Origin of the sequence: Staphylococcus sp. HMSC072B07, from assembly GCF_001815505.1 — a bacterium.
Classification (GTDB): Bacteria; Bacillota; Bacilli; order Staphylococcales; family Staphylococcaceae; genus Staphylococcus; species Staphylococcus simulans.
Genome location: NZ_KV820945.1, coordinates 133,668 through 141,932 on the forward strand (window position 1 = coordinate 133,668; position 8,265 = coordinate 141,932).

Annotated in this window: 7 protein-coding genes; 3 read left to right on the plus strand and 4 right to left on the minus strand. The window is 35.7% G+C overall.

Annotation, left to right across the window (positions count from 1 at the left end; genetic code table 11):
• The 4 genes from HMPREF3031_RS11195 to HMPREF3031_RS13745 all read right to left on the minus strand — a co-directional run.
• On the minus strand, positions 1–1,516 hold a 1,516-nt coding region (locus HMPREF3031_RS11195), incomplete at its 3' end, for a YSIRK-type signal peptide-containing protein (RefSeq protein ID WP_142351329.1).
• Between the two features lie 359 nt (positions 1,517–1,875).
• Positions 1,876–3,447 (minus strand): YSIRK-type signal peptide-containing protein, encoded by a 1,572-nt coding sequence (locus HMPREF3031_RS11200; protein ID WP_002479931.1) that lies wholly within the window; start codon positions 3,445–3,447, stop codon positions 1,876–1,878.
• A gap of 344 nt (positions 3,448–3,791) precedes the next feature.
• On the minus strand, positions 3,792–4,466 hold the full coding sequence (locus HMPREF3031_RS11205; RefSeq protein WP_244968274.1) for a hypothetical protein: 675 nt from the start codon (positions 4,464–4,466) through the stop codon (positions 3,792–3,794).
• 51 nt (positions 4,467–4,517) lie between these two features.
• Positions 4,518–4,676, minus strand: coding sequence for an HTH domain-containing protein (locus tag HMPREF3031_RS13745; protein WP_244968275.1), 159 nt, complete (start codon positions 4,674–4,676; stop codon positions 4,518–4,520).
• A gap of 266 nt (positions 4,677–4,942) precedes the next feature.
• Here HMPREF3031_RS13745 and HMPREF3031_RS11210 point away from each other — a divergent pair, with 266 nt between their 5' ends.
• The 3 genes from HMPREF3031_RS11210 to HMPREF3031_RS11220 are packed head-to-tail and all read left to right on the plus strand — an operon-like array spanning position 4,943 to position 8,157.
• Positions 4,943–6,322, plus strand: a complete 1,380-nt coding sequence (locus HMPREF3031_RS11210) for an AMP-binding protein (RefSeq protein ID WP_070724951.1) — start codon at positions 4,943–4,945, stop codon at positions 6,320–6,322.
• Entirely contained in the window at positions 6,319–7,470 is a 1,152-nt protein-coding gene (locus HMPREF3031_RS11215; protein WP_002479928.1) for a thiolase family protein, read from the plus strand. Before HMPREF3031_RS11210 ends, HMPREF3031_RS11215 begins: the two co-directional genes overlap by 4 nt.
• Positions 7,471–8,157 carry a hypothetical protein gene (locus tag HMPREF3031_RS11220; protein ID WP_002479927.1) on the plus strand — a complete coding sequence of 229 codons (687 nt, stop codon included), beginning with the start codon at positions 7,471–7,473 and terminating at the stop codon, positions 8,155–8,157.
• Positions 8,158–8,265 lie beyond the last annotated feature (108 nt).

Genomic DNA, 8,265 nt, shown 5'->3' on the forward strand with positions numbered 1-8,265 from the left:
GAGCTTTTTGAGCTGTTTCAATTTTTTGTTTAGCTCTTTCGTTATTACCTGGTGCTTGGTTAGCATTTAATTCTTTAGCTTGAGCTACAACAGTATCAATAGCTTTAGCATCTGTACGTGCTACTTCGTTAAGTTTGCGATGTGCAGCAGCTTTTTGTTCTGGTTTTAAGTTTTTCAAAGCTTCAACAGTATTGTGAGCTGCTTTAACTTTTTTAGCTACGTCTGCTGGAAGGTTAGTGTTGGCAGCTGCTTCACGAACGTGTTTAGCTTGAGCACTTTCAGCATCTTTTTGTTTAGCAGCAGCAACGATGTCATTAATTTTTTGACCGTTGTTGTTTCCGCTATCTACTAAGATTTGATGGTTAAAATCATCTTTTTGAGCATCTGTTAAGTTTGGTAAATTGTTAACTGTGTTATAAGCAACAGAAGTTAAAGTGTTTAATTCTCTAACTGCTTTGTCTTTTTGTTCAACAGTGCTAGCACCTGCTTCACGAGCATGTTTAGCGTTACCATTTTGTTCGTCTAAAGCTTTTGCATTAGCAACGATATTGTTAATGTTATGACCGTTGTTGTTACCACTGTCTTGTAAGATTTGTTTGTTGAATGCATCTTTTTGTTGATCAGTTAAGTTGTGTAAGCCGTTAACTGTGTTATAAGCAACTTGAGTTAAAGTATTTAATTCTCTTGCAGCTTTTTGTTCAGCTTTAGCTTTTTGTTCTTTATCATAAGCGAATTGAGCGTCTAATTGTTTAGCATCAGCAACGATAGCATCGATACGTTCGCCGTTGTTAGTACCGCTGTCTACTTCAACTTGATGTAAGAAGCTTAATTGTTGTTTGTCAGTGATGTTTTTCAAAGAGTTGATTACTTGATAAGCATCAGCAGTTTTTTGGTTTAAAGCTTTAACAGCTTTATCTTTAGCAGCAGTGTCAGCTTTAGCTTGTTCTTTACCTGCATTTTTAGCAGTTGCAATTTTAGCATCTTCAGCTTTAGCGTTTTGAACTAATCCTGCAATTTCATCAGTAGCTGCTTTAGTAATTTTTGCGCTGTATCTAGCTTTTGTAAAATTAGAAAGGTTTTCTAATTTATAAATTTCAGCTTTAGCGTTAGCGATTTTTTGAGCATGATCTTTTTTAGCTGTTTCAATAGCAACTTTTTTAGCAAGTTCTACTTGTTGGTTAACAGCTTTAGCGTCTTGTTCAGCAGCAACTTTTTTAGCAGTTGCAACTTGAGCATCTTCAGCTTTAGCGCTGTTTACAATGCCTTCAACATCAGTAAGTTTGTTATTACCAGCTGCAGCAGTGATTTTTGCGATATAAGCATCTTTTGTTTTATCAGAAATATTTGGTAAGTTATTTACCACGTTATAAGCGTTTTGTGTAATAGTTGTAGCATCTTGCGCATTGGCTTGAGCATCAACCGCTTGCGCTCCGCTTAAAAATACTACTGTTCCTAATGACACAGATGCGATACCGACTGTTAATTTACGTAAAGAAAATAGTTGTTTTTTCTTCATGATGTATTTCTCCTCCTAATGTGACTATTCATAGTAGTGATGACAATATGATAGATTATTTATAGATATGCATATATTTTACACTATGTATATAGACATGATGCTTCACTTAAAAAATAAGTGTGAAAATTTTCTGTAAATTTAGACGTGTCTTTTACATTTAGTATGACATAATATGTCTTTTATAGAGTTTTGAAAATTATTTAATGGTTTAATGTGTATAAATTAAAGTTTTAGAAGAACTATCTTAACTTACTTTTTAAGTTTCTCCTTAGAATCAGAAAAAACAACCCGATAGATATTTCTACCAGGTTGTTTGAGATAGGGGAGTTTTTATAATGTTAGATAGAAGAAAAATATTACTTACTTTCTTTACGACGTGCGTTTAATAAGAATAAAGTACCTGCGCTTGCAAATAAAGAGCCAGATAATAAACCAAATAGTACTTCGTCTGATTCACCAGTTGCTGGTAATTCTTTTGCATCAGCTTTAGGTTTCGCATTTTCTTTCGCAACTTTAGCGTCTTCTGCTTTAGCTTCTGTTAAGATTGCTTCGAATTGTGCACCTTTATCCTCTTTAGCTGATTTATCGATTTGTGCGATATAAGCGTCTTTTTGTTTTTGAGTTAGATTTTCTAATTTGTTCACTGCATCATGAGCTGCTTTAGTTCTCTCTTTTACTGAAGTTTTTTCATCCGCAGCTTTTTTAATATCTTTCTCTACAGCTTTCTCATCTGTTTTGTTTTCAGGTGTTTTTTCTTCTTTTACTTTACCTTCAGTTTTAGCATCTTCTTTAGGTTGTTCTTTTTGATCAGCTTTCTCTTCAGACTTGTTGTCTTCAGGTTTTGCTTCTTCTTCAGTAGCTTTATCTTCTGATTTTGAATCTTCTTGTTTTTCTTTATCGTCAGCTTTGTCTTCTTCAACTGGTGCTTGTTTAGCATCTAAAGCTTTTGCTTCAGCTAAAATAGCTTCAAATTTTTCTGTGCTGTTTTGACCACTTTCAACTAAGATTTGGTGGTTGAAGTCATCTTTTTGTGCATCTGTTAAATTAGGTAAGTTGTTAATTGTGTTATATGCATCTTGAGTTGCTTTGTTTAATGCTTCTAGTGCTTCAGGTGTTTCTTTAGCAGCTTGAGCATCAGCAGCTTTAGCTTCTGATAAAATTGCATCGAAGTCAGTGCTATTTGTACCTGCAACTTCTAAGATACGCTGATTGTATGCATCTTTTTGAGCATCTGTTAAGTTAGGTAAGTTATTGATTGTGTTATAAGCCTCTTGAGAAGCTTGGTTGATATCTTGAGCTGTTTGATCATTTACTTTTTGAGCTTCTGCTAAGATAGCGTCGAAGTTTGTGTTGTTAGCACCAGCTGATTCAAGAATTTGTTGGTTATATGCATCTTTTTGCGCATCAGTTAAGCTAGGTAAGTTGTTGATCGTGTTGTAAGCATCTAAAGAAGCTTGATTGATATCTTGTGCTGCTTGATCATTGGCAGCTTGTGCTTCGTCTAAAATTTTGTCGAAGTCAGTGTTGTTAGCACCAGCTGATTCAAGAATTTGTTGGTTATACGCATCTTTTTGTGCATCAGTTAAGCTAGGTAAGTTGTTGATAATATTGTAAGCATCTTGAGAAGCATAGTTAATATCCTCAGCTGCTTGTGTATTATCTTTTTGAGCTTCAGCTAAAATCGCATCAAAGTTTGAGTTGTTTTGTCCGCTTTGTTCTAAAATTTGTTGATTGTACGCATCTTTCTCAGCATCTGTTAAACTCGGTAAGTTATTAATCGTGTTGTAAGCTTCTTGAGTTTTTTGATTTAAATCTTGTGTTTCAGCGCTTACTGTTTGTCCTCCGCCTAAAAATACTAATGTACCAAGTGATACTGAAGCAATCCCCACAGATAGCTTACGTAAAGAAAATAGTTGTTTCTTTTTCATTTTCTAATCCTCCTAATAATAAATATGCATATACTTTGATAGACTTACTAAGATGAAAAAAATATATATTGCTTATACATTTATTTTACATAATAGGTGTAGACATAAATTTTCATTTATCAGAAAAATGAATGCGCTTTTCATAAATAAAGCACACGACTTATCCACATTGTATGACACATTATGTCATCTGATGACTATATGTTTAAACAGAAAGTTAAAATGATTAAGAAAGAGTGAAAGCGTGATAGAATAAACAGAAAGTGGCTATTAATATAGGAAGAAACTCATTATAAGTTTCGACAAAAAAGCTGCATGTCCAAATTGAACATACAGCTTTCATGTTAATATTCATTTGCGCTTAGTCGAGTAAATAAGTATGTTTCTTGAAGTTTCAACAATTCTTTCATCACAATTTGATATGTACTTTCAGGTCCGACAAGCCGTGCTTGATTTCGTGCAGTGAAACAGAAGTTAATCGCATCTTCAACACACATTTTAATACGAATGACATAATACTTTTTATTAACTAATTTAATGATTTTGTGTTGGTAACGATGTCGAATCAATTCATAGAGTTCTGGCACGAGTTCAAATGTGACCCATTCTATAGAGTTATAGACGGATTGTGCATGGAAGTGATTTGGACTGAAAGTGACAACTTTTTGTTTTAAGTCAGTAGAAAGGATTTGATCATGCATCTTATAAATTAGGTTGAATGTAAAGTTATAATATTGAATGCCGATAGGGGTAATCTCTTGGTGGTTATCAGTATATAGCTTTTGAGATTTATTGATTGCACGTGAAGCAGTCACAATATGATTGAGTTCATCGAAACGTTTGCCTACTTTCAACTTAGACAAATGTGCACGTAATTCGCTTTCATGTTGCGTATGGAAAGTCGCAATCAGTAATTCTAAATAATTATAAAGATGTTGATCAATATCAGGTGAAACGGTTTCTAACAACGTCAGCAAAAAGTAAAGTGAGACTTCATGGTTTGAACTGGAACTGTCCATTTCATAAGATTCTAACTTATGATTGTAGGTAATCTCTTTACGATAACCATGCTATTCGTCTGTATCGTAAAGAAAATTCCGAATATTATCGATATCTCTTTGTATTGTCCTTGAAGAGACACCCCATTCGTTAGACAGCTCATACTTATTTACAACCTTTTGTTGAAGCAAACGCGTATAAATACTTAAAATTCTGTGAGCTTGTTCCATAAACATGCCCCCTTGTTCTCAAGATGAAAATTCATAGATAGTGAGGAAAGATTCGAGTTTATGTAAGGTTACGAAGGTCGTCCGTCCAAATCTAAACACTGTAAAATCCTCGTTCATAATTAGTATACAATAATTTTGCATACAAAAGAATAATGAATTGGATTGTGTGGTGGATAGATTATAAAGCTAACTCATTCTTTCTCAATAGCACTATGATAAAATTAAACTGCTTTGAAATAAATTTTATTAAAGGAAAGGTGGTCTGTATGTCTGATATCGTCATTCAAACCGAAGCAAGCCGATTAACAAAAGCACAATTAAATGATGTGTTGAACATAGATCGTGGCTACATTGCACAATGGGCAAACCAAACAAAAAGTATTGGTATATTAATTCAAGATCCGGCACAATTCTTGTGTGTCTATCTCGCTATACAATCTAGCGGTTATTTACCGGTAGTGTTAGATGCGAAGTGGACGTCTGAACAACTACATCAAATTTTAAATCATTATCAGATTACACATGTGATTGCTGATAAGAAGATTGAAGGTGTTAATTCACTACGTCTTGAACAATTAAATGAAGCAGAAACACCTTCCTCACAAAAGGTGACATCACCGACTGATGATTTATTGCACATCGGTTTTACTTCTGGTACGACAGGCATGCCAAAAGCATATTATCGTAATAGGTACTCTTGGTTAGTCAGTTATGATGCGAATGACGATATCTTAAACGCACCGCCTTCATGCGTAATTGCGCCAGGTCCAATTGCGCATTCACTGACCCTTTATGCCATGATGTATGCGTACCATTCTCATTGTCCGTGTTATATGCAGATGGATTATCATCCTGCGCAATTATTTCATCAGCTTATTGAGCATCCAAAGGCTGTCGTCTTTATTGTACCTTCGGTTTTAGAACAAATTTTACAATTAAACACCAAAAAGTTAAGAGATATCTCTGTGACATTTCTAACGTCAGGTGCGAAATTAGAACCGCATACGATTAAACGCTTTAAAGAAAGTATGCCGAAATCACAAGTCATTGAATTCTTCGGTACAAGTGAAGCGAGTTTTATTTCATATCATCACGTGACAGATTATGCGCCAAAGAATGTCGGGAAACTTTTCAAAGGCGTTAAAGTTATTCTAACTGATGACACTGGACAGAAATTGTCTGACCCTACTCAGATCGGCCAACTTCATGTTCAAAGTGATATGGTCTTTTCAGGCTATGTAGACGGAGAAAGCATCTCTAATCAAGACACTATTGCGACAGGTGATTACGCAAAAATGACAGAAGATCAAGAACTGATATTAGAAGGACGCGTCAATAATAAAGTAATTGTGGGCGGTATGAATGTCTATCCTGAAGAAGTGGAACGTGTAATTTTAGAAACGACACCGATCCAGCACGTTATGGTGACAGGTGAAAGGCATTATGAGTTAGGAGAAGTGTTGATTGCGTATTACCAAACAAAACAACCTATAACGATTCGAGAGATAAAACGTGATTTACGTCAATATTTAGAACGTTATAAAGTACCGATGCGCTTTATTGAAGTACCAGAAATGTTATGGACGAATAGCGGAAAAATCGCACGTAAAGAGATGGATGAACGCTATGGGAGGAAAGAAAAATGAGAGAAGCAGTCATTATTGAAGCGAAACGAACACCAATAGGCAAGTATGGCGGTATCTTTAAACATTTAGAACCTGAAGCTTTACTCAAGCCACTTATCGATGAATTGATACAGCTGCATCCGTCTATCGCTTCAAATATACAAGATGTCATCATTGGTAATACAGTAGGTAACGGTGGTAATCTCGCACGTAAATCATTACTTCATGCCGGACTCTCTTCTGATATTCCAGGTATGACGATAGATCGCCAATGCGGCTCAGGCTTAGAAGCAATCAACCTGGCATGTCGTATGATTCAAGCCGGTGCAGGAGATATTTATCTTGCAGGAGGAGTGGAATCAACAAGTCGAGCACCATGGAAAATTCAAAAACCGCAATCACTGTATGAGAAACACCCACCAGAAATATATGAACGTGCGCCTTTTACCCCAGAATCTATGGGAGATCCAAGCATGTTAGAAGCAGCTGAAAATGTAGCGCAAGTTTATCAAGTTGCTCGTGAACGTCAAGATGCTTTTGCGGCACGTAGTCATCAAAAATACTTTGAACATTTATCACAAATCCAACGTGAAATCGTACCTTTAACAATCCGTGGTGAACAAGTAACACAAGATGAAGCACCCAAACAAAAGATGTCTGCACAACGTTTAGCACGATTGAAACCGCTGTTCGATGCAGGCTCAGTCACTGTCGGCAATGCTTGTCCTAAAAGTGACGGTGCTGCGTTAGCGTTAGTTATGTCACGTGAAAAAGCAGAAGCACTCGGGTTAAAAGGTCAATTGAAATTTATAGATGCACAGGTCTCAGGAGTCAATCCCAAATTATTAGGTATTGGACCTGTCCCTGCGACTGAACAACTATTAATGAGACATCAATTATCTATTTCAGATATAGATTGGGTCGCATTTAATGAAGCTTTCAGCTCTCAAGTACTCGCTTCTATGGACTTGCTTGGTATAGAAGAAAGACAAGTAAATCCATTTGGTGGTGCGCTCGCTGAAGGACATCCATATGGCGCAAGCGGCGCAAATTTAGTCGCACGACTGATTTCTATTCTTACGTATTTCCCTGGAAATCATGCATTAGCTACAATGGGCATTGGTGGCGGATTAGGTATTTCGACTTTATTTGAGAAGGTAGAGCACTAAATGAAACAGACATTTACTTGGAAATTATCGTCAAAATACGCTTCTATTCCTTTAGATGCGTTTTATTTAACAGATATCTGGCATCGTTTTGAACCCTTTCAAGCATCAGCTGAACATTCTTTTATCTTAAGACAGAAACGCATCCATCGTTATCATTCTTTAATAGAAGGAAAAGCTTATACAGCTGAACTTAAATTAATAGATCAACGAGTGCTTAAACACTTTGATCAATCACGTTATTTACTGACAGTTACCGCAACGGATAGCGCTGATATATGGATAGAGGTTGAAACAATGTTTGTTACTATGAAAGAGACATTTCATCAACAATCCTCATCATCTAAAACACTTAACGTTAAAGAAGCATTTTCATTACCAGCCCAAGCTTTACCGTTAGAAATAAAGTGGGATGATGTTGAAACGTATTTAAAAACAGTCTCTGATTATAACCCTATTCATTGGCAAGAGGATGTGATGCCTGGAGATTTTGTGGTAATGAAAGTATTAGAGGTAGGGGCATCGCATGATCATGAATTAAAAGCTTATCGCAAGTTAGACATTAAATATAAACAGATGATCATAAAAGATGAATGGTTATACATTCAAGTGGATTCAAAAGACAGTTATACGCATATGATTGTATATAATACAGCGCATCAACCATGTATAGAGATTAAAGTAAGATAGATAATGGATGATTTATAAGAAATAGGTATGAAGAAAGAACATATTAATAAATGTTGAAAACCACACCGTGGTTTTCTCAGACCGTAGACAAACTACCGTTATAACTTG